A 20,407-nucleotide genomic window follows, 5' to 3' on the forward strand; every position below is an offset into this window, starting at 1 on the left:
GACGCGCCCCGAACCACACAGAGGGAGGGGGGATGCCGCGGCTCAGCCGTCGATCACCGCCACGAGCTCGTCGAGGAAGCCGCCGAAGTCGGTCGCGCGCCGGACGATGCGCTGCACGCTGTCCCGCTCGGAGAAGACCTCGACGAACTGCTCGAACACGGTCTGGAACGCCTCGCGGTCGGTCTCGGAGAACGCGACGAGCGCAACGACCTGCACCCGTCCGTCGCCCCACGGGATCGACGGGTCGGCGATGCCGATCGCGATCGCCGTCCGGGTCGCGGTCATGCCGATCGCGTGCGGCACGGCGAGCGCGTCGGTGAAAGCCGTCGACGACAGGCGCTCGCGCTCGATCGCGCGCTCCACGTAGTCTTCGTCGATCACGCCCTGCGCGATGAGGGTGCTCCCGAGCGCGCGGATCACGGGCTCCTCGGCGGAGGGCCCGCCGGCGGCCGCGCCATCCGCCGCACGGGACGCCGGAGCATCGAGGTCGGCCAGCCCGCGGAGGAACGCGCCGGCCTCGAAGTAGCGCTCCAGCTCGGTGCGCAGCCGAGCGAGACGGCGACTGCGCCGGATGCGGCCCGCCGCCGTCTGCACGCGCTCGATGTCGGAGTCGGTCAGGAACGGCTGGATCCGCACGATCCGGTCCGAAGGTGTCGCCGGGTCGATCGTGGTCAGCACGAGGTCGGTGTCGATGGAGTCCCAGTCCGGGTCCACGCGGGTCTCGACCCCGACGACCTCGACCGCCTGTCCGAGGGAGCGGTCCACGCTCGAGCGCAGCAGTTCGTGGAGGTCGTAGTAGCCGGGGCACACGATGGTCGCGGTGAGCAGCTGGTCGGCCCGGCGGCTCCGCTCGAGGCGGCCCCCGACGTGCATCGCGATGTAGGCGATCTCGTCGTCGGGAAGCGGGATGCCGAGCCGCTCCTGGAGGCTGCTCGCGATGAAAACGGCGACCTCGAAGATCATCGGGTACGTCGACTTCAGTGAGCGTGTCAGGGGGTTGCGCGACCACGCCTGCTCCTGCGCCCGCAGCTGCAGGTTCTGCACGTGGAGGGCGAGCCGGAGGATGAAGTCCTCGTGGGCGATGTCGACGAGGAACTCGGCCGACGCGGTGCCGACGACGTCGCGGACGGCCGCCTCGATGCCGGGGTCGAGGCGCGCCCGTGCCTGTTCGGCCGGGGCCTCGTCGCCCGGCGCCACGACGCGTGTGAGGACGAGCGTGGCGAGGTGGTGAAGGTCCCCCGTACCGAGTTCGACGCCGAGGTCGCGCCTCGCCAGTCGGTCGATCACGCCGGCGATCTCCTGCTGCGCGGGCCGCGGATCGGGGGCGGATGCCTCGAGCCCGCGATCCTGCGACACCCGATCGGCCGCGATCGCGATGTGCATCACGACGTCGGCGATGCCGATCTCGTTCACGAAGTAACCCATCGCGCCGAGCTCCGAGACGAGGTCGGCCTTGAAGGGGCCGAAGGCCGCCGCGCCGACGGAGTCCTCACCGAGGGTGCGGCGCAGCGCCGCGAGGTCGAATGACCCGGCGTCCATCTCGTCGTGCGCCAGCCGGCTCAGGAGCCGACGCTGCGCCATCTCGGTGCCGCGGAGCCGCGCGGTCGAGGCGGAGCGCTCCAGGGTCAGCTCGGTGCCGCCGAGGAGCCCGCGGACTCGCGCGAGGTCGGCATCGAGGGTGGCCGGGCTCACGTGCACGCGGTCGGCGAACTCGAACACATCGATGCCCTCGGGCGCGTCGAGGAGGGCGCGCACGAGGCGGTGGAGCCGGTCGCGGGGGGTCCCGGCATCCATCCCGGGCGCGCGCAACGCCGCGGAAGCGTCCGCCCCGGCGCGATAGCCCTGGGGGCCGGACTCGATCGCCACGCCGGGAGCGACGCGCGCGTTCGCCGCCGTCACGTACGAGCGGATGCTGCGGGGCGTGACGCCCAGCGCATCGGCCAGCGTGGCGGCCGTCGCCCATTCTCCGTCGCGCACGAGCAGGCCGAGCAGCCTGTCCTGACGTGCTCTGGTCACGGCGGATCCTTCATGATCGGCGCGGTCCCACGACCGCGGGGGGTGGTGCCAGTCAACCACGCGGGTCGGCCGCACAGACCCTCGGAAGCGCGTTCGACGACCGCGCCGCTTTCCGCCCCCGCGGAAGAAGGACTGGTTGTCGGCTCTCAGCGTTCTCACAAGAATGGCTTCGAGGAGGCGGGTCGATGAGGATCCTGGTGGTGTGCGGAGCGGGTGCGTCGAGCACCTTCGTCGCTCAGCGCGTGCGCCATGCGGCCCATGACCGGGGCCTCGCCTACACCGCCTTCGCCGGAACCGAGCAGTCGCTCCCGATCGACCTCGACGGCGCCGACGTCGTCCTCGTCGGCCCTCATCTCTCTCACGCACTCGAGCGCATCGAGCGGGATGCGGCCGCCCGCGGAACCACGGTGGTGCTGCTCCCGTCCGACATCTTCTCCGACCTCGACGGCACGCGCACGCTCGCACTCGTGCGGGACGCCGTCGGCGCGTCAGCAGGCCCGGCCAGCCAGACCGGGACCGCCACAGCCCCCGCCTCCCCCACCGCCCCCCTCCCCGCCACCGACTGACGACAGAGAGGTCACCACACATGCCACCCGTATCCCGCACCGTCCGGATCGGCTCCTCGCACGGACTGCACGCCCGCCCCGCGAAGCTCTTCGCGCAGGCGGCGAAGGATGCGGGCATCCCGATCACCGTGGCCAAGGCCTCGGGGACTCCCGTGAACGCCGCGAGCATCCTCGGCGTGATCGCGCTCGGCGTCGAGCAGGGCGACTACGTCACCCTCACCGCCGACGGCGACAACGCCGAGTCGGCCCTCGACACGCTCGCCGAGCTGCTGACGACCGACCACGATGCGGAGTGAGCCGATGACCGAGCTTCGTGGAGTGGGAATCGGCCTCGGGGTCGCACAGGGTCCCGTCGCGCGCATGTCCGAGCCGGCGCCTCCGCCGGACGACGCCCCGAGCACCCTGAGCGCCGACGACGAGAAGGCACGCGTGGCGGATGCCGTCGCCGCCGTCGCCCGCGAGCTCGAGGCCCGCGGCGCCCAGGCGGGCGGCGCGGCGCGGGACGTGCTCGAGGCGCAGGCGATGATGGCCGAGGACCCCACCCTCGCCGACGAGGTGAACGCGCGCATCGCGCAGGGGAAGACGGGCGAGTTCGCGGTGTTCGACGCATTCGCGTCGTTCCGCGACCAGCTCACCGCCCTCGGCGGCTATCTCGGCGAGCGCGCCGCGGACCTCGACGACGTCGCCCAGCGCGTGATCGCGCGGCTGCGCGGCGTTCCCGCTCCGGGTGTGCCCGATCCGGGGCATCCGTTCGTCCTCGTGGCGAAGGATCTCGCGCCCGCCGACACCGCGCTCCTCGACCTCGACAAGGTGCTCGCGCTCGTGACGACCGACGGCGGACCGACCTCGCACACGGCGATCCTCGCTCGCGAGAAGTCCATCGTTGCGGTGGTCGGCGCGGTCGCGGCGACCGGGCTGAAGGACGGCGAGACGGTGATCGTGGATGCCGCGGCCGGCGTCGTCACCACCGACCCGACCGCCGCCGAGCTCGAGCGCGCGCAGAACCGCGCCGCCGATCGCGCCGCGGCGGCGAGCGCCCCCATCACCGACGGCGCCCTCGCCGACGGCACCGCGATCCCGCTCCTGGCGAACCTCGGCAACCCCGACGGCGCCGACGACGCGGTCGCCCTCGGCGCCGAGGGGGTCGGGCTGTTCCGCACGGAGTTCCTCTTCCTCAGCTCGAACCAGGCCCCGACCGTCGAGCAGCAGCGCGCGTCGTACACGAAGCTGCTCGCGGCGTTCCCCGGCAAGAAGGTCGTCGTGCGGGTGCTGGATGCCGGCGCCGACAAGCCCCTGGCGTTCCTCAACGACGCGCACGAGGAGAACCCCGCACTGGGGCTTCGCGGCATCCGCGCCCTGCGGGCGAGCGAGGACATCCTGCGCGAGCAGCTCACAGCACTCGCCGAGGCGGATGCCGCCACCGACGCCGATCTGTGGGTCATGGCGCCGATGGTCGCGACCGTCGAGGAGGCCGCCTACTTCACCGATCTCGCGCGCGATTACGGCGTCAAGACGGCGGGAGTCATGGTCGAGGTGCCGTCCTCGGCGCTGCTGGCCGACCGGATCCTCGGTCACGCCGACTTCGCCTCGATCGGCACTAACGACCTCACGCAGTACACGATGGCCGCCGATCGCCTGCTCGGCTCGGTGGCCTCGTTCCAGGATCCGTGGCACCCCGCGGTGCTGCGGCTGATCCGCGAGGTGGGAGAGGCCGGGCGCACGCACGGCAAGCCGGTCGGCATCTGCGGCGAAGCCGCCGCCGACCCGCTCCTCGCGGTCGTGCTCGTGGGCCTCGGCGCCACGAGCCTGTCCATGGCCCCCACGGCGCTCGCCGACGTGAGGGCGACCCTCCTCCAGCACAGCCTCGACGACGCGCGAGAGATCGCCCAGGCTGCCCTCGCCGCGAACGACGCGGCATCCGCCCGAACCGCGGCCCAGGAGGCCGCATCCTCAAACAAGGAGACACAGCAATGACAACGGCGTCTGACACGGTGAAGAAGCCCGGGGGCGCGCGCGTCGCGGTCCAGCGCTTCGGCACCTTCCTCTCGGGCATGATCATGCCCAATATCGCGGCGTTCATCGCCTGGGGCTTCATCACGATGCTCTTCATCGCGGTGGGATGGCTCGGCTGGTGGACCCCCGTCGCCCCCTTGCTCGGCGGATTCGGCAACGCCGACGTCATCAACTGGCCGGGGGCCATGACCGCGATCGCGCTCGACGAGAACGGCGATCCCTTCAACAGATTCGTCGGGCTCGTCGGCCCGATGATCACCTATCTGCTGCCCCTCCTCATCGCGAACACCGGCGGCCGCATGGTCTACGGCGAGCGCGGCGGCGTCGTCGCGACGATCGCCACGATGGGTGTGATCGTCGGCACCAACATCCCGATGTTCCTCGGCGCGATGATCATGGCTCCGTTCGCGGCGTGGGTCACCAAGCAGATGGACAAGATCTGGGACGGCAAGATCAAGCCCGGGTTCGAGATGCTCGTCAACAACTTCTCGGCGGGCATCCTCGGCATGATCCTCGCGATCGTCGGCTTCTTCGTCTTCGGTCCGGCGATCCTCTGGTTCAGCGACGTCCTCGGCGCGGCGGTCGGATGGCTGGTCGCCTACAACCTGCTGCCGCTCGTGTCGATCATCGTCGAGCCCGCGAAGGTGCTGTTCCTCAACAACGCCATCAACCACGGTGTCTTCACGCCCCTCGGCATCGAGCAGGCGACGGAGACCGGCAAGTCGATCCTCTTCCTCATCGAGGCGAACCCCGGACCGGGCCTCGGTCTGCTGCTCGCGTTCACGTTCTTCGGGGTCGGCGCGGCGAGGGCTTCGGCACCGGGCGCGATCATCATCCAGTTCTTCGGCGGCATCCACGAGATCTACTTCCCGTACGCACTCGCCAAGCCGATGACGATCCTGGCGCTGATCGCCGGTGGCGCGACGGGCGTCACCACGAACATGCTCCTCAACGGAGGCCTGGCCTTCCCTGCTGCACCGGGGAGCATCATCGCCGTCACCGCTGCCGCGGTCAGCCCTGCCGCCGGCGGAGTGGCGAACCTGCTTGTCGTGTACCTCTCCGTGATCCTGGCGGCCACCGTGACCTTCCTCGTCGCGGGCGTCATCCTGCGGTCGTCGCGCAAGCGCGATCTGCTCGCCGAGGCCGACACGTTCGGCGCGGCGATCGCGCAGACCGAGGCGAACAAGGGCAAGACCTCTGCCGCGATGGACGCGCTGCGCGTCTCGGACGGACGCGACCGCGAGGCGCTCCGCGAAGCCGAGGAGGCCGTCGACCGGCTCGAGACCGAGGCCGAGACCGCGGGGCTCGCAGACGGCGGTGTCCTCACGACCAAGCTCGTGAAGAACATCGTGTTCGCGTGCGACGCGGGCATGGGGTCGTCCGCCATGGGTGCGAGCGTCCTGCGCAACAAGATCAAAAAGGCGGGCATCGAGGACGTCACGGTGGTCAACAAGGCGATCGCGAACCTGGATGCCTCAGCCGACCTGGTCATCACGCAGAACCAGCTCACCGACCGCGCACGCAAGCAGACGCCGAATGCGGTCCACGTGTCGGTGGACAACTTCATGAACTCGCCGAAGTACGACGAGGTTGTGGAACTGGTGCGCGACCAGCACCAGGATGGTTCGTAACCGACGCTGAAGCAGCTGCGGGGTCGGGCGGGCGCGAGGCCCCCGACCCCGTGGCCTTCGCGCGAAGACCGCGGACGCGGCATCCGGCAACCAGGAAGGCAACGAAATGGCACGTGACGTACTCAGCATCGGCCAGGTGCGCATCCACAGCGGGAGCGCGACGCGTGAGGACGCGATGAAGGAGGCTGCCGACATCCTCGAGGCGGTCGGCGCCGTCACGAGCGCCTACTTCGACGCGATGCAGCAGCGCGAGCAGACCGTCTCGACCTACATGGGCAACGAGCTGGCGATCCCGCACGGCACGAACGAGACCAAGGCGGCGATCCTCGAGTCGGCGCTGTCGGTGGTCCGGTACGACGGCGGCGTGGACTGGGGCGGGGAGGACGTGACGTTCGTGATCGGCATCGCCGGCAAGGGCGACGAGCACCTCGAGATCCTGTCGCAGATCGCGATCCTCTTCTCCGACGAGGACGAGGTCGAGAAGCTCAAGGCAGCGTCGTCGCCGGAGGAGCTCTACCGTCTCGTGTCGGCGGCGGGCGTGTGATGAAGGCCGTCCACTTCGGCGCGGGCAACATCGGGCGCGGCTTCGTGGGACTCCTTCTCCACGAGGGCGGCTATGAGCTGGTGTTCTCGGATGTCGCGGCCCCCCTCGTCGACGCGATCAACAGCGTCGACAGCTACACCGTGCACGAGGTGGGCGAGGGCGGCCGCGACACGGTCGTCACGGGGTTCCGCGCGATCAACAGTGCGGAGCATCCGCAGGAGGTCATCGACGAGATCGCCTCGGCGAACGTGGTGACGACCGCCGTGGGGCCGACGATCCTCAAGTTCGTCGCGCCCCACATCCTCGCCGGCCTCGCACACCGCGACCCTTCGGCACCTCCGCTGCAGGTCATGGCGTGCGAGAACGCCATCAACGCGACCGATCTGCTTCGCGAGGAGATGAAGGCCGCGGCCGGTGGCGCGTGGGATGCGGTCAGTGCGCACGCGGTGTTCGCGAACACCGCCGTCGACCGGATCGTGCCGGCACAGCCGGAGGGCGCGGGCGTCGACGTCACCGTCGAGCCCTTCTTCGAGTGGGCGATCGAGCGGCCGCCGTTCGGCGACATGCCGCCAAACGTCCCCGGTGCGCACTTCGTGGACGACCTCGCCCCCTACATCGAGCGCAAGCTCTTCACCGTGAACACCGGCCACGCGACGACGGCCTACTTCGGTGCGCGTGCGGGCATCGACACGATCGCCGGCGCCCTGTCCGACGCCGCGATCGCCGCGAGCGTCGAAGCCGCGCTCGAGGAGACCTCCGCCCTGCTCGCAGCGAAGCACGGCCTGGACCCCGCCGAGCTCGCCGCGTACCGGTCGACGATCCTCGGCCGATTCCGAAACGCCGCCCTCCCCGACACGGTCTGGCGCGTCGGCCGCCAGCCGCTGCGGAAGCTCTCTCGGCACGAGCGCTTCGTGGGCCCTGCCGCCGAGGCGGCCGAACTCGGGCTCCCGGTCGACGCGCTCGTCGAGGCGATACGCGCCGCGCTGGCGTTCGACGACACCGAGGACCCCCAGTCCGTCGACCTGCAGCGGATGCTGCGCGAACAGGATGCCGCGACCCTCACGGCCGCGGTGACGGGCCTCGAGCCGGAGCATCCGCTCTTCGCCCGCGTCGTCGCCGCCGTCGAGGGGCGGCAGAGCGAGCTCGGCGTCTGACGCGGGCGGCGCGGGGTTACGCTCGTCGGGTGACCTCGCCCCCCTCGCCGCAGCCGCCCTCCGACGCGACTCCGAAGCCGCGCCGCCGCCGGCGGGTGCTGTGGTGGATCCTCGGATCGATCGGGGCGATCATCGTTCTCGCGGTCGTCGGGATCCTCATCTGGAGCCAGGTCGGCGTCATGCCCGCCGAGCCCGAACCGCTCGCCGAGGTGAGGGAGAACCCGGCGATCGAGGTCACCGACGCGGGCGGGGCGATCGTCCTCTCGCCCGCCGACGCCGAGCCCGAGACCGGGCTGGTGTTCATCCCGGGCGCCAAGGTCGACCCGTGGGCGTACGCGAACAACCTGTCCGGGCTCGTCGCCGAGGGCGACGTGGCGGTCGTCATCACGAAGCCGTGGCTCAACCTCGCCTTCTTCGACCTGCGACCGCTCGACGCCTTCACCGATCTGGTCCCCGAGGTCGACACGTGGGCCGTCGGGGGGCACTCGCTGGGCGGCGTGCGCGCGTGCCAGCTCGCCGGCGACGCGGATGCGCTCGTGCTCTTCGCCTCGTACTGCGCGAACGACCTCTCCGACTCCGGTCTGCCGGTGCTCAGCATCGCCGGGAGCGAGGACGGGCTCTCGACGCCGGAGAAGATCGCCGATGCGCGGCCGCTCCTGCCCGCGGATGCCGAGATGCAGGTCATCGAGGGCGCGAGCCACGCCTCGTTCGGCGACTACGGCCCGCAGGCGGGCGACGGCACGCCGACCATCGACGACGCCGAGATGGACGAGGCCCTCACCGCCCTCCTCCTCGCATTCGCGGACGAGCTCGCCGCGCGGTGATTTTCGGCTGACGCCTATGAGCGCTTAGGGTTTCTTCGCTGGGGTCGGCGACGCCGAGCGGCACGAAGACGTGTGGGAGATCAATGAGCGAGCCTCGCTATGCCATCATCGGCGCCGGCCCGTCCGGCCTGTCCGCCGCGCGGGCGCTGCAGCGGGCGGGGATCGAGGTCTGTGGGTACGAGACATCCCGCGGCGTCGGCGGGCTGTGGGACATCGAGAACCCCCGCTCGACCATGTACGAGTCGGCGCACCTCATCTCGTCGCGCACCACGACCGAGTTCACCGAGTTCCCGATGGAATCCACGGTCGACTACCCCGGTCACCGCGCACTCCTGCGCTACTTCCGTGACTTCGCCGACCGCTTCGGTCTCACGGAGCTCTTCCGCTTCAACACCCGCGTGACCGCGCTCACGCGCGCCGACGACGGCGGATGGATGCTGCGCGCCGACGGCCCGGACGGCTCCGTCGAGGAGCGCTACGACGGCGTCATCCTCGCCAACGGCACGCTCGCCGAGCCGAACATCCCCGCATTCCGCGGGGACTTCACGGGGGAGCTCCTGCACACGAGCGCGTACAAGCAGCCGAGTCAGCTCGCCGGCAAGCGCGTGCTCATCATCGGGGCCGGGAACTCCGGGTGCGACATCGCCGTGGATGCGGTCCACCACGCGGCATCCGTCGAAATGAGCGTGCGGCGCGGCTACTACTTCGTCCCGCGCTACCTCTTCGGCAGGCCCAGCGACACCCTCAACCAGGGGCGTCCCCTGCCGGCACGGATCAAGCAGTTCGTCGACCGCAGGGTGCTCCGCGCGTTCACCGGCGACCCCGTGCGGTTCGGCTTCCCGAAGCCCGACTACAGGCTGTACGAATCGCACCCGATCGTCAACACGCTCATCCTCAACCACCTGGGGCAGGGCGACCTGGCGATCCGCGCCGACGTCGACCGGTTCGACGGCCGCACGGTGCACTTCCGCGACGGCTCGCGCGGCGAGTACGACCTCGTCCTGCTGGCGACCGGGTACACGCTCGACTACCCCTTCGTCGCGCGCGAGGCACTGAACTGGACGGGCTGGTCGCCGAAGCTGTTCCTCAACGTCTTCCCGCCGTCGTTCAACGGGCTGTACGTGATGGGGATGATCGAGGCATCCGGGATCGGCTGGCAGGGCCGGTACGAGCAGGCCGAGCTGATCGCCGAGTACCTCACCGCGCTCCGTGACCGGCCCGAGTCCGCCGCGGACTTCCGCCGACGAGTGGCCGACGAGCCGTGGCCGGACCTCACCGGCGGCTACCGCTACCTCGGCCTCGAGCGCATGTCGTACTACGTGAACAAGGACGCCTACCGCCGCGCCGTGCGCGCCGCGGCGGCCGTGCTGCGCGGGGCAGAGCCGCAGACCGGCGGCCGAGGCATCCGTCCCCGCCGCCGGACCGCGTCGCAGAAGGCCTCCGCATGAACCCCGACGACATCGCGCTGAACTTCACCCCCGGCACGCTCATCATCCTCAACGTCGTGCTCGGGCTCATCATGTTCGGCATCGCGCTGGACACGACCGTCGACGACTTCAAGGCCGTGCTGCGCAAGCCGAAGCCGTTCGTCATCGCGATCCTCGCCCAGCTGCTCGTGCTCCCGGCGGTCACCTTCGGCCTGACCCTGATCCTTCCGGTGACACCGTCGATGGCGCTCGGCATGATCCTCGTCGCGTGCTGTCCGCCCGGCAACATCTCGCAGGTGCTGACCCACCGCTCCGGCGGGAACGTCGCACTCTCGGTGTCGATGACCGCGGTCTCCAACGTGATCTACATCTTCGCGCTGCCCCTCAGTGTGGCGTTCTGGGGGTCCCTCCACCCCACGGCGCGCACGCTGCTCGAGGCCGTCGAGCTCAACGCGTGGGCGATGCTGCTGGACATCTTCCTCATCATCGGACTGCCGTTCGCGGCGGGCCTCCTCCTGCGCAACCGCTTCCCCGGGTTCGCGATCAAGGTGCAGCCGTTCGTGAAGTGGTTCTCGCTGCTCGCGCTCGTCGGCTTCATCGTCGCCGCGCTCGCCGGCAACTGGGCGTACTTCGTCGCGTTCCTGGGCATCATCGTGCTGGTCGTCACTGTCCACGACGCGGTCGCCCTCGCGATCGGCTACAGCACCGCCGTCGTCGGCGGGCTGGGCACGCGCGAGCGGAAGGCCCTCACCTTCGAGGTCGGCATCCGCAATGCGGGGCTCGGGCTGGGCCTCGTGTTCGCGTTCTTCGGCGGGCTCGGGGGCATGGCGATCGTCGCCGGCTGGTGGGGAATCTGGGACATCATCGCCGGGCTCGTCGTCGCGGCCCTCTGGGCGCGGCACACCAAGCGCCGCACGGGCTCGGCGAAGGGCGATGCGACGCGTCACGCCGTCCCGGGCAGCGGACCCGCGGATGCCGCGACCGCCGGCCCGGCGGAGGATCCGGCCCGATGAGCGCCCGCGTCCTCGTCACGGGCGGGGCGGGCTTCCTCGGCTCGTACGTCGTGGCCGCGCTCGTCACGCACCCCGGCGTCGACCTCGTCGTGGCCGGTGACGTGCGGCGGCCGGAGCATCCGATCGAAGGAGTCCTGTACGACGAGGTGGACGTGACCCGGCCCGCGGGACTCGCCCCGCTGCTCGAACGGCACGGGATCGACGTCGTCGTGCACCTCGCCGCCATCGTGAACCCGGGACGCGACCACGACCTCGAGTACCGCGTCGACGTCGAGGGCACGCGCAACGTCATCGACGCCTGCGTGGCGACCGGCGTGCGGCGCATCGTCGTGTCGTCGTCCGGCGCCGCGTACGGCTACCACCCCGACAACCCGGCCTGGCTGCACGAAACCGACCCCCTGCGCGGCAACGAGGAGTTCCCCTACGCGAAGCACAAGCGGCTCGTCGAGGAGATGCTCGCCGAGACCCGCCGGAGCCACCCGGAGCTCGAGCAGGTGGTCTTCCGCATCGGCACGATCCTCGGGCCGACGGTGCAGAACCAGATCACCGCGCTGTGGGACGGTCGGCGCATCCTGGCCGTCGCCGGCTCGGATTCCCCTTTCGTGTTCGTGTGGGTCGACGACGTCGCCGGGGCGATGGCGCGCGCCGCCACCGACGGCCGGCCCGGGATCTACAACGTCGCCGGCGACGGCCGCCTGACCGTGCACGAGATCGCCCGGCGGCTCGGCAAGCCGACGTTCACCGTCCGCCCCGGCGTGCTCGCCCTCGCGCTGCGGATCGGTCGGGCCCTGCGCCTCACCGTCCACGGCCCGGAGCAGGTCGGCTTCCTCCGCTACCGCCCGGTGCTCGCCAACGACGCGCTCACCCGCGACTTCGGCTTCACCCCGGCCAAGACCTCGGCCGAGGCGTTCGAGGCCTATCTGGAGACCCACCCCGGGGTCGCGCGGCGCTGAGCCGCGGCATCCCCTTCTCTCTCAGTCATCGCGCCGTCGCCGCAACAACTCCTTCGATTCGGCGGACTTGGGCGAGAGCTCGGCCCGCGCACCTCTCAGCCACGCTGGATGTGAGGAGTTGGTGCAGCGGCCACACCCAGCCGCCCCTCCTCCCCCGTCACATCACCGGCACGGTTCCTCACAGATGTCGCCGGACGCCCGCCCGGCACAGCCTGCGGACGGCAAAGTCGAACGGGTGTCTCGTCTGCAATCGCCGCTCCGGTCCCGCCCCGCACCGGTTCACCTGACCCGGACCCTGCTCACGCGCGGCGGCATGACTCGCACAGATCTCGACCACGCGATCGCCGACGGCACGCTGGTTCGAGCGCGAAGGGACCGGTACCTCCGGGGGGCTGAGCATCCCGACGTCGTCCACGCCGCACGGCTGGGCGGGCGGCTGGACTGCGTGTCGTTGCTGCGCCATCTGGGCGTCTTCGTCCTTGAGACGACGCCCCTGCACGTCCAGATCGACGTGGGCGCGAGCCGGATTCCGCCGCGGACCGAGGGAGTCCGGTATCACTGGCGACGCTCCTCCGTCCGCCGCGACGCGCTCTACGCCGATCGGATCGAGGCGCTCGCGGAGGCCGTTCGCTGCCAGGGACCTCGCGAAGCGATCGCGACCCTCGACAGCGCCCTTCACCTCGGATTCATCGAGGACACCGAGCTGGGACTCGTATTCGAGCGGCTGCCGCGGCGCTACGGGGTGCTGCGGGGCCTGATCGACGTGCGGTGCGAGTCCGGTACGGAGTCGCTCATGCGCCTCGTCCTGCGCACACTCGGCTGTGTCGTGGATGTCCAGGTCGTCATTCGCGGCGTCGGCCGTGTCGACTTCGTCGTGGACGGCTGGCTGATCATCGAGTGCGACAGCGAGGCATTCCACTCGTCCTGGGAGCAGGTGAAGCGGGACAAGCGGCGCGATCTCGCGGCAGCCGCCCTGGGGTACACGACGGTCCGCGTCATCGCGGAAGACATCTTCTTCCGCCGCGACGAAGTGCGCGCCGCCCTGCAGTCGGCACTCCTCCACGGCCCGCGGGGAGGGCGCCGCCCGAGCCGACGCACGAACTCCTCAATCTCGGCGCGAAACCGGGCCTCGCGGCCGCAGACGACACCGAAGACGAAGGGCGATGAGGAGTTAGTGCACGCGGAACGGGCTGCGGTCAGACGTCGAAGCCCTCGGCGATGAGCTCGATGAGCTCCTCCCGCTCCTCGACCGCCAGGAACGCGCCCGCGGCGGCGTTCAGCTGGAACGCCTCGAGGTCGTCGAGGCCGTACTCGAACGTCTCGGCGAGGAGCGCGAGCTCCCGGGTGAGCGACGTGCGGCTCATCGTGCGGTTGTCGACGTTCACGGTCACCGCGAACCCGAGCTGGTAGAGCAGGTCGAACGGGTGGTCCTCGATCGTCGTCCCCCAGCGGGAGATCGCCCCGGTCTGGAGGTTCGACGACGGCGACAGCTCGAGCGGGATCTCTCGGTCCCGCACCCAGCGCGCGAGGTCGCCGAACTGCACGAGCACCTCCTCACCCGCCCTCGACACGACCTCGAGGTCCTCGGCGATGCGCACACCGTGGCCGAGCCGCAGCGCGCGGCCGTCGATGAGGGCCGATCGGATGGAGTCGAGACCGGCCGCCTCCCCCGCATGGACGGTGGCGGGGAAGAACTCCGCCGCGAGGTAGTCGAACGCCTCGCGGTGGTTCGAGGGCGGGAAGCCCTCCTCGGGTCCGGCGATGTCGAACCCGACGGCACCGCGGTTGCGCCAGTCCACCGCCAGACGCGCGATCTCGAGCGAGCGGTCGGTGTGCCGCATCGCCGTGATGAGCTGACCGACGCGGATGTCGTGCCCCCGGCTCTCCGCCGCGTCCTCGCCCTCCTCGATCCCCTCCTGGACCGCGTCGACGACCTCGTCGAGCGTCAGCCCGCCGGCGAGGTGCTGCTCGGGAGCCCACCTCACCTCGCCGTAGATGACGCCGTCCGCGGCGAGATCCTCGACGAACTCGCGGGCCACCCGGGTCAGGCCCTCGCGGGTCTGCATGACCGCGGTCGTCAGGTCGAACGTCTTGAGGTACTCCACGAGCGACCCGGAGTCGCTCTTCTCGGCGAACCAGTCGGCGAGGTCGTCGGCGTCGGACTCCGGCACCTCGAGGTCGATCGCGTCGGCGAGCTCGATGATCGTCTCAGGGCGCACACCCCCGTCGAGGTGGTCGTGCAGCGACACCTTCGGCAGCCTCCGGATCGAGGTGCCGTCGAGGAGGGCGTCTGCGTGCTGGTCGATGGGCATGGGCTTCTCCTCGGGAGGGGCGGACTGCGGTGGAGCGGAAGAGGGGCGGATGCCTGAGCCTAAGCCGTGATGCGCTCGAGGACGAGAGGGTCGGCGGCCGGGGCTTCCGGTCCGATCTCCCACGCACCCTCGACGGCCTCGAGTGCCCGGGCGAAGCGCGCCTCATCCTGACCGAGGAGGGTGAACAGCGGCTGTCCGGCCTCGACCCGGTCACCCGGCTTGGCGTGCAGATCGATCCCCGCCGCGTGGAGGACCGAATCCTCGGCGCGGGCGCGCCCGGCGCCGAGGCGCCACGCCGCGATCCCGAAGGGGAGCGCCTCCACGCGGGTGACGAAGCCCGCAGCGGGGGCCGTCACCGTGTGGGTCTCGCGCGGTTCGGGGAGCGCGGCATCCGGATCGCCGTCCTGCGCGCGGATCATCGCGCGCCAGCAGTCCATCGCCCGGCCGTCGCGGAGCGCCGCCTCGACGTCGGCATCGGGTCGGCCGGCGAGGGTCAGCATCTCCCGTGCGAGCGCGACGGTCAGCTCGACGACGTCCGCGGGACCGCCGCCTTCGAGCACCTCGACAGACTCCCGGACCTCGTTCGCGTTGCCGATCGCCAGCCCGAGGGGCGTGTTCATGTCGGTGAGGAGCGCGGTCGTCGCGACCCCGGAGTCCGTGCCGAGCGCGACCATCGTGCGGGCGAGCTCGCGCGCCCTGTCGACGTCGCGCATGAACGCCCCGGAGCCGAACTTGACGTCGAGCACAAGCGAGTCGGTGCCCTCGGCGATCTTCTTGGACATGATGCTCGAGGCGATGAGCGGGATCGCCTCGACGGTCCCGGTCACGTCGCGCAGCGCATACAGCTTCTTGTCGGCCGGCGCGAGCCCCGATCCTGCGGCGCAGATGACGGCTCCGACCTCGCGCAGCTGGGCGAACATCTCCTCGTTGGAGAGGGCGGCCCGCCAGCCCGGGATCGACTCGAGCTTGTCGAGGGTGCCGCCGGTGTGGCCGAGCCCGCGGCCCGAGAGCTGCGGCACCGCGACGCCGAACGCGGCGACGAGCGGGGCGAGCGGCAGCGTGATCTTGTCGCCGACGCCGCCGGTGGAGTGCTTGTCGACGGTGGGCTTGCCGAGCCCCGCGAAGCTCATGCGCTCGCCCGAGGCGATCATCGCGTCGGTCATGACACGGATCTCGTCGCGGGTCATCCCGTTGAGGAGCACGGCCATCGCGAACGCCGCCATCTGCGAATCGGCGACGTAGCCTCGCGTGTAGGCGTCCACCATCCAGCGCAGTGCGTCCTCGGGGACCGCGCCTCCGTCGCGCTTGGCACGGATGACGTCGACGGCGTCGTGCGGTTCGACGGCGGCGGACTCGCTCATCGCGCGGCCTCCTCGAGGTCGCGCGGACCGAACGCGTCGGGGAGCACCTCGTCGATCGTGCGGATGCCCGACACGGTCTCGAGCAGCATCCCGGGGATCGCGAACTCGTACAGCAGCTGACGGCACCGCCCGCACGGCATGATCGTGTCGCCGTGCCCGTTGACGCACACGAAGGCGACGAGGTTGCCTCCGCCGGACATCTGCAGTTCGCTGACGAGGCCGCACTCGGCGCACAGCCCCACGCCGTACGACGCGTTCTCGACGTTGCAGCCGGTCACGATCCGGCCGTCCGTCACGAGTGCGGCGGCGCCGACCTTGTAGCGGGAGTACGGCGCGTAGGCGCGCTGCATCGCGTCGGTCGCGGCCGCGCGCAGCTCGTCCCAGTCGATGTCCGTCACGAGACGACCACTTCCTAACCCTTGATGTACGGTTTGCCTGCTGCCGCGGGCCCGCGGATCTGCCCCGCGAATCCGGCCACGGCGATGATCGTGACGAGGTACGGCAGCATCAGCATGAACTCGCTGGGGATCGGCGTCTTCAGCACCGTCAGCAGGTTCTGGAGGTTGGTCGCGAATCCGAACAGGAGCGCCGCCAGAGTGGCGCGGATCGGATCCCACCGCCCGAAGATGACTGCGGCCAGGGCGATGAAGCCGAGACCGGCCGTCATCTCCTTGGTGAACTGCCCCACCGAGACGAGCGTGAAGTAGGCACCTCCGATGCCGGCGATCGCGCCCGCGAGGGAGACGTTCCAGAACCGGCTGGTGTTGACCTTGATACCCACGGTGTCGGCAGCCTGCGGGTGCTCGCCGACCGCGCGGAGGCGGAGGCCCCAGCGGGTGCGGTACAGGCCCCAGGCCACGATCCCGACCGTGATGTACATGAGGTACACGATGAAGGTCTGGTTGAACAGCACGGGCCCGATGATCGGGATGTCGCCGAGCAGCGGGATCTCCCAGCGCGTGAAGCGCACCGGCCGGTTGAGCACCGCTTCGTTCGGCACGAGCAGCGCGCCGTAGAGGAACCCGGTCAGGCCCGTCACGAGCACGTTGAGCACGACGCCGACGATGACCTGATCGACCAGGTACTTGATCGAGAACGCCGCGAGGACGAACGCGACGAGCACGCCTCCGATCATCGCGCCGACGAGTCCGACGAACGGGTTGCCGGTCAGGCTGGCCAGGAGCGCGGCGCTGAAGGCGCCGAGCAGGAACTGACCCTCGATCGCGACGTTGACCACGCCGACGCGCTCGCCGATGACGCCGCCGAGTGCTCCGAAGACCAGCGGGACCGAGAGGGACACCGCGCCGAACAGCAGGCCCGTGACAGGGACGGATGCCGCGGCCGACGCGGCCGCCCACGTCAGGAACGCGAACATCGCGAGCACGCCATAGACGATCGGCAGCCAGATCCCGGTCCGACGGTAGGACCAGGCATCCCAGACCGCCCAGAGGGTGAGCAGCACGAGCACGACCAGGACGCCCCACATCGTCGGACCGGCGGGCACGCTCACGGTGGGAAGTCCGATCGCGGCCGACGCGTCGCCGAGGCGGAAGTTGCTCACACCGCCGCGCGGCACCAGCAGGAAGAGAAGGAACAGCAGGAGCGAGGCGATCCCGAGGCTGATCGCGAGCTTCCAGTGGCGGACCTTCACGGTCGCGAGCTGGATCGTGCCGTCGGACGCCGTGGCGGGGGCAAGCGTGGTCATGCGTTCACCGCCTTCTTCGCGGCCTTGGCTCTCGCCTTGGCGGCCTTCTCGGCATCGGTCTTCGGGAGGAAGAAGATCGTGCGGATCAGCGGCGGCGCCGCGATGAACAGCACGATCAGCGACTGCACGACGAGCACGATGTCGACCGGGATGCCCTGCGAGGCCTGCATCGTGAAGGATCCCGCCTTGAGCGCGCCGAACAGGATGCCGGCGGCGAAGACGCCCCACGCGCGGCTGCGGCCGAGGAGGGCGACCGTGATCGCGTCGAAGCCGATGCCCGCGTCGATGTAGCCGTCGAAGCCGGTCGTCACCGAGCCCTGGATCTGGTTCATCGCGGCAAGGCCCGCGAGACCGCCCGCGAAGAGCATGGCGTAGATGTACATGCGCTGCACCGAGATGCCCGCGGCGCGAGCGGCGTGAGGGTTCTCACCGACGGCCCGCAGGCGGAAGCCCAGGCTCGAGCGCTCGACGAGCCACCACACGAAGACCGTCACACCGATGACGAGGACGAAGCCCCAGTCCAAGAGCGGGAAGCGGTCGCCGAACAGCGTCGGGAACTGCGCGCTCGGAGGCGTCGGATTCGAGATCGGCTGGTCCTCGGCATCCCGCTGGAGGAGGCCCGGCGTGCGCACCATCCACGCCACGAGGTAGAACGCGACGTAGTTGAGCATGATCGTGAGGATCACCTCGTGCGCACCCGTGCGGGCTTTCAGCACACCGACGATGCCACCCCAGATCGCACCGCCGGCGATACCGGCGGCGAGGGTCAGCGGCAGTTGGAGGAACATCGGCAGGTCGAGGTTGAACGTCAGCAGGCCCGCCACGGCGGCGCCGATGAGCATCTGGCCGCGACCGCCGATGTTGAACAGGCCGACGCGGAACGCCAGCGCCACACCGAGACCGGCGGCGATCAGCGGCGCCGCGAAGCCGAGCGTGTTCGTCAGAGGGCGGATCTGCGCGAAGAAGTCGGCCGCGCGCGGGTTGAAGATCGCGCCGCGGAAGAGCGCCTCGTAGCCGCCGTACACCGCGTTCCACACGGCGACGACGGTGTCACCCGGGCGGGCGAAGAAGTAGACGGATGCCGCACGCACATCCTCGTTCGTCAGCGCCATGAGGATGCCGCCGACCACCATGGCCACGACGATCGCGAGGATCGTGGTCACCCAGTTGCTGCGCAGCATCTCCTTGATGACCACGTTCTGCCGCGGCGGCGGCGGGACCTCTCCGGTCGCCGTTCCGGTCAACGGGCCGGAGACCGCAGGCAGCTGCTCGGGAGGGAGGCCGCGCTCAGGATCGGTCGTGCCCGGCGTCGTGCCCTTGCCGTCGTCGCTCACGCCGCCACCCCGCTTCCCGGCGTCTCGCCCGCCATCATGAGACCCAGCACGTCGCGCGGGGTATCGCCGGGCACGATGCCCACGATCGCGCCGCGGTACATCACGGCGATGCGATCGGCGAGGGCGGCGACCTCGTCGAGCTCGGTCGACACGACCAGCACCGGCACGCCGGCGTCCCGCGTCTCGACGATGCGCGTGTGGATGAACTCGATCGAGCCCACATCGACGCCGCGAGTGGGCTGCGCCGCGACGAGGAGCTTGAGGTCCCGGCTCATCTCGCGGGCGATGACCACCTTCTGCTGGTTGCCGCCCGAGAGGGTGCCGGCGGGGACGTCGGCACCTTGCGTGCGAATGTCGTACTCGGCGATCCGCGCCTTCGCGAACTCGTCGAGCGCCGCGCGGCGGATGGTGCCACCGCGCACGAACTCGTCGTCTCCGGAACGGTCGAGGATGAGGTTCTCGGCGACCGAGAAGGCGCCGACGAGGCCGTCCTCCGTGCGGTCCTCCGGCACGAAGCCGACGCCCTCGTCGAGGATGCCGCGCACGCTCTTTCCGACGAGCTCCACGCCGTCGAGGGTGATCGACCCGGTCACGCGCTCGGCGAGTCCCACGATGGCCTCGACGAGCTCGGTCTGGCCGTTGCCCTGGACACCCGCGACCGCGAGCACCTCTCCCGGGCGGACGTCGAGACTCACGCCGTCGACCACGACAGCGCCTGCGGAAGTGAGAACTCGCAGGTCGGTCACCGTGAGACCGCCCTCGCCGATCTTCGGCTCGCCCTTGTGGACGGTCAGCTCGACGGCTCGGCCGACCATGAGCGACGCGAGTTCGGCGTTCGTCGCGGTGGGAGCGGCCTCGCCCACGACCTTGCCGAGGCGGATGACGGTGATGCGGTCGGCGACTTCGCGGACCTCCCGCAGCTTGTGCGTGATGAAGACGATCGACGTCCCCTCGTCGCGGAGCTGGCGCATGATCGCCATCAGCTCGTCGGTCTCCTGCGGCGTCAGCACGGCGGTCGGCTCGTCGAACACGAGCACCTTCGCGTCGCGGGAGAGCGCCTTGATGATCTCGACGCGCTGCTGCACGCCGACGGGCAGGTCGCCGACGACGGCGTCGGGATCCACCTCGAAGCCGAAGCGCTGCGCGACGTCGCGCACGTGCTGGCGGGCCTTGGCGAGGTCGAGGGCGCCGAGCGCCTTGGTGTCCTCGTGTCCGAGCATCACGTTCTCGGCGACGGTGAAGACCGGGATGAGCATGAAGTGCTGGTGCACCATGCCGATCCCCGCGTTCATCGCGTCACCCGGACCTCGGAAGTGCTGCACCTCGTCGTTGAGGAGGATCTCGCCCTCGTCGGCCTGATACAGGCCGTAGAGGACATTCATCAGCGTGGACTTGCCTGCGCCGTTCTCGCCCAGCAGGGCGTGGATCTCTCCGGGTTGGACGACCAGGTCGATGTGGTCGTTCGCGACGAGGGATCCGAAGCGCTTCGTGATGCCACGGAGCTCGAGCTTCATATCTGCACCTTATCCAGTGTCTCCATCGGGCTGGAAGAAC

18 protein-coding genes are annotated in these 20,407 nt (G+C 70.4%); 11 read left to right on the top strand and 7 right to left on the bottom strand.

The genetic code is table 11. From position 1 onward, the window contains the following. Window positions 1-42: 42 nt before the first annotated feature. The gene (locus tag ACFQ0P_RS01840) at window positions 43-2,016 is read right to left on the bottom strand and encodes a BglG family transcription antiterminator (RefSeq protein ID WP_204980027.1); all 1,974 of its coding nucleotides are present in this window, start codon (window positions 2,014-2,016) and stop codon (window positions 43-45) included. A gap of 185 nt (window positions 2,017-2,201) precedes the next feature. Between ACFQ0P_RS01840 and ACFQ0P_RS01845 the strand changes: the two genes are divergently transcribed. From ACFQ0P_RS01845 to ACFQ0P_RS01895, 11 genes are all read left to right on the top strand, one after another. Then, on the top strand, window positions 2,202-2,582 hold the full coding sequence (locus ACFQ0P_RS01845) for a PTS sugar transporter subunit IIB (protein ID WP_378771161.1): 381 nt from the start codon (window positions 2,202-2,204) through the stop codon (window positions 2,580-2,582). A 20-nt stretch (window positions 2,583-2,602) separates the two neighbouring features. Next, entirely contained in the window at window positions 2,603-2,878 is a 276-nt protein-coding gene (locus tag ACFQ0P_RS01850; protein ID WP_204980028.1) for an HPr family phosphocarrier protein, read from the top strand. Window positions 2,879-2,882: 4 nt separating this feature from the next. Continuing rightward, window positions 2,883-4,556, top strand: a complete 1,674-nt coding sequence (gene ptsP, locus ACFQ0P_RS01855) for a phosphoenolpyruvate--protein phosphotransferase (protein ID WP_204980029.1) — start codon at window positions 2,883-2,885, stop codon at window positions 4,554-4,556. After that, the gene (locus tag ACFQ0P_RS01860) at window positions 4,553-6,226 is read left to right on the top strand and encodes a PTS mannitol transporter subunit IICB (protein WP_204980030.1); all 1,674 of its coding nucleotides are present in this window, start codon (window positions 4,553-4,555) and stop codon (window positions 6,224-6,226) included. The genes ptsP and ACFQ0P_RS01860 overlap by 4 nt, the downstream gene beginning before the upstream one ends. A 106-nt stretch (window positions 6,227-6,332) precedes the next feature. Further along, entirely contained in the window at window positions 6,333-6,770 is a 438-nt protein-coding gene (locus ACFQ0P_RS01865) for a PTS sugar transporter subunit IIA (protein WP_204980031.1), read from the top strand. Continuing rightward, on the top strand, window positions 6,770-7,924 hold the full coding sequence (locus tag ACFQ0P_RS01870; RefSeq protein ID WP_204980032.1) for a mannitol-1-phosphate 5-dehydrogenase: 1,155 nt from the start codon (window positions 6,770-6,772) through the stop codon (window positions 7,922-7,924). The genes ACFQ0P_RS01865 and ACFQ0P_RS01870 overlap by 1 nt, the downstream gene beginning before the upstream one ends. A gap of 29 nt (window positions 7,925-7,953) precedes the next feature. After that, window positions 7,954-8,748: an alpha/beta hydrolase gene (locus ACFQ0P_RS01875; RefSeq protein ID WP_378771165.1), complete on the top strand. Its 795-nt coding sequence runs from the start codon at window positions 7,954-7,956 to the stop codon at window positions 8,746-8,748. 83 nt (window positions 8,749-8,831) lie between these two features. Next, complete coding sequence (locus ACFQ0P_RS01880) at window positions 8,832-10,196, top strand: flavin-containing monooxygenase (protein WP_204980033.1); 1,365 nt, start codon at window positions 8,832-8,834, stop codon at window positions 10,194-10,196. After that, window positions 10,193-11,188 carry a bile acid:sodium symporter family protein gene (locus ACFQ0P_RS01885; protein ID WP_204980034.1) on the top strand — a complete coding sequence of 332 codons (996 nt, stop codon included), beginning with the start codon at window positions 10,193-10,195 and terminating at the stop codon, window positions 11,186-11,188. The genes ACFQ0P_RS01880 and ACFQ0P_RS01885 overlap by 4 nt, the downstream gene beginning before the upstream one ends. Then, window positions 11,185-12,141 (top strand): SDR family oxidoreductase, encoded by a 957-nt coding sequence (locus ACFQ0P_RS01890; protein WP_204980035.1) that lies wholly within the window; start codon window positions 11,185-11,187, stop codon window positions 12,139-12,141. Before ACFQ0P_RS01885 ends, ACFQ0P_RS01890 begins: the two co-directional genes overlap by 4 nt. Before the next feature lie 313 nt (window positions 12,142-12,454). Further along, window positions 12,455-13,363 (top strand): endonuclease domain-containing protein, encoded by a 909-nt coding sequence (locus tag ACFQ0P_RS01895; RefSeq protein ID WP_204980036.1) that lies wholly within the window; start codon window positions 12,455-12,457, stop codon window positions 13,361-13,363. Here the strand turns inward: ACFQ0P_RS01895 and ACFQ0P_RS01900 are convergent. Genes ACFQ0P_RS01900 through ACFQ0P_RS01925 form a run of 6 tightly spaced genes read right to left on the bottom strand, consistent with a single transcriptional unit; the run spans window position 13,338 to window position 20,367 of the window. After that, window positions 13,338-14,453, bottom strand: a complete 1,116-nt coding sequence (locus ACFQ0P_RS01900; protein ID WP_204980037.1) for an adenosine deaminase — start codon at window positions 14,451-14,453, stop codon at window positions 13,338-13,340. The genes ACFQ0P_RS01895 and ACFQ0P_RS01900 overlap by 26 nt on opposite strands. Window positions 14,454-14,512: 59 nt before the next feature. Then, on the bottom strand, window positions 14,513-15,814 hold the full coding sequence (locus ACFQ0P_RS01905; protein WP_204980038.1) for a thymidine phosphorylase: 1,302 nt from the start codon (window positions 15,812-15,814) through the stop codon (window positions 14,513-14,515). Beyond that, window positions 15,811-16,212: a cytidine deaminase gene (locus ACFQ0P_RS01910; RefSeq protein ID WP_056121682.1), complete on the bottom strand. Its 402-nt coding sequence runs from the start codon at window positions 16,210-16,212 to the stop codon at window positions 15,811-15,813. The genes ACFQ0P_RS01905 and ACFQ0P_RS01910 overlap by 4 nt, the downstream gene beginning before the upstream one ends. A gap of 14 nt (window positions 16,213-16,226) precedes the next feature. After that, window positions 16,227-17,519, bottom strand: coding sequence for an ABC transporter permease (locus tag ACFQ0P_RS01915; RefSeq protein WP_204980039.1), 1,293 nt, complete (start codon window positions 17,517-17,519; stop codon window positions 16,227-16,229). Continuing rightward, window positions 17,516-18,853, bottom strand: a complete 1,338-nt coding sequence (locus tag ACFQ0P_RS01920) for an ABC transporter permease (protein ID WP_204980040.1) — start codon at window positions 18,851-18,853, stop codon at window positions 17,516-17,518. The genes ACFQ0P_RS01915 and ACFQ0P_RS01920 overlap by 4 nt, the downstream gene beginning before the upstream one ends. Beyond that, window positions 18,850-20,367 (bottom strand): ABC transporter ATP-binding protein, encoded by a 1,518-nt coding sequence (locus tag ACFQ0P_RS01925; RefSeq protein ID WP_204980041.1) that lies wholly within the window; start codon window positions 20,365-20,367, stop codon window positions 18,850-18,852. The genes ACFQ0P_RS01920 and ACFQ0P_RS01925 overlap by 4 nt, the downstream gene beginning before the upstream one ends. Window positions 20,368-20,407: the final 40 nt, after the last annotated feature.

Origin of the sequence: Microbacterium insulae, assembly GCF_042677065.1 — a bacterium.
Classification (GTDB): domain Bacteria; phylum Actinomycetota; class Actinomycetes; order Actinomycetales; family Microbacteriaceae; genus Microbacterium; species Microbacterium insulae.

Bases quoted from the DNA above. Each gene is read 5' to 3' on its own strand.
- ACFQ0P_RS01895 (WP_204980036.1), top strand. From the start codon at position 12,455: ATGACTCGCACAGATCTCGACCACGCGATCGCCGACGGCACGCTGGTT.
- ACFQ0P_RS01880 (WP_204980033.1), top strand. From the start codon at position 8,832: ATGAGCGAGCCTCGCTATGCCATCATCGGCGCCGGCCCGTCCGGCCTG.
- ptsP (WP_204980029.1), top strand. From the start codon at position 2,883: ATGACCGAGCTTCGTGGAGTGGGAATCGGCCTCGGGGTCGCACAGGGT.
- ACFQ0P_RS01890 (WP_204980035.1), top strand. From the start codon at position 11,185: ATGAGCGCCCGCGTCCTCGTCACGGGCGGGGCGGGCTTCCTCGGCTCG.
- ACFQ0P_RS01915 (WP_204980039.1), bottom strand. From the start codon at position 17,519: ATGACCACGCTTGCCCCCGCCACGGCGTCCGACGGCACGATCCAGCTC.
- ACFQ0P_RS01870 (WP_204980032.1), top strand. From the start codon at position 6,770: ATGAAGGCCGTCCACTTCGGCGCGGGCAACATCGGGCGCGGCTTCGTG.
- ACFQ0P_RS01860 (WP_204980030.1), top strand. From the start codon at position 4,553: ATGACAACGGCGTCTGACACGGTGAAGAAGCCCGGGGGCGCGCGCGTC.
- ACFQ0P_RS01925 (WP_204980041.1), bottom strand. From the start codon at position 20,367: ATGAAGCTCGAGCTCCGTGGCATCACGAAGCGCTTCGGATCCCTCGTC.
- ACFQ0P_RS01850 (WP_204980028.1), top strand. From the start codon at position 2,603: ATGCCACCCGTATCCCGCACCGTCCGGATCGGCTCCTCGCACGGACTG.
- ACFQ0P_RS01865 (WP_204980031.1), top strand. From the start codon at position 6,333: ATGGCACGTGACGTACTCAGCATCGGCCAGGTGCGCATCCACAGCGGG.
- ACFQ0P_RS01905 (WP_204980038.1), bottom strand. From the start codon at position 15,814: ATGAGCGAGTCCGCCGCCGTCGAACCGCACGACGCCGTCGACGTCATC.
- ACFQ0P_RS01885 (WP_204980034.1), top strand. From the start codon at position 10,193: ATGAACCCCGACGACATCGCGCTGAACTTCACCCCCGGCACGCTCATC.
- ACFQ0P_RS01900 (WP_204980037.1), bottom strand. From the start codon at position 14,453: ATGCCCATCGACCAGCACGCAGACGCCCTCCTCGACGGCACCTCGATC.
- ACFQ0P_RS01845 (WP_378771161.1), top strand. From the start codon at position 2,202: ATGAGGATCCTGGTGGTGTGCGGAGCGGGTGCGTCGAGCACCTTCGTC.